This window comes from Mesorhizobium sp. M7A.F.Ca.MR.176.00.0.0 (genome assembly GCF_004023165.1).
In the GTDB taxonomy this organism is placed as follows: domain Bacteria; phylum Pseudomonadota; class Alphaproteobacteria; order Rhizobiales; family Rhizobiaceae; genus Mesorhizobium.
On sequence record NZ_RZTC01000262.1, the window covers coordinates 1 to 515 of the forward strand.

General features: G+C 61.9%; 1 pseudogene. It reads right to left on the reverse strand.

Annotated features, from left to right (window positions below):
- Positions 1–49: 49 nt before the first annotated feature.
- Positions 50–436: pseudogene (locus tag EOB59_RS34575) on the reverse strand (recombinase family protein); the annotation flags it as partial.
- Positions 437–515: the final 79 nt, after the last annotated feature.

Consider the following 515-nt stretch of genomic DNA (forward strand, 5'->3'; position numbering starts at 1 on the left):
ACCTCGACTTTACTCAATCCGCTACCGAATGAGGGTATCAACATGATAGTTCGTAGACGCCGTCCTCATCCATGATGAGCGTGCGCGACAGGGCGGCCAGCTCAAGGAGACGGTGCCAGTCGGCATTGTTGCGTGCCAGGCGCGACACTTCCAGCCCCAGCACGATCCCTGCGTGCCCCATCGCCACTTCACTCACCAGGTGCTGGAAGCCGTCGCGGTGCTGCGACTGCGCGCCGGAGAGGCCGAGGTCGCTATCGATGACGTGGACACGTTCGATCGGCCAGCCCAGCGCCACTGCGCGATCGCGCAAAGCGTATTGCCGCTTGGTGCTCTCGGTGTTCTCGAACACCTGACGGAGAGAGGACTGACGCACGTAGAGGAATGCATCACGCCGCAGATGGTCGGCGCCAACCTTCATGGCGATGTCAGTAGACATGATTGCCTCGCGTCTCTGCTGCCAGCACCATGTTGGCGAGAATGTGCACGAGCTGGCGATCGTGCACGGCCGCCGAAGC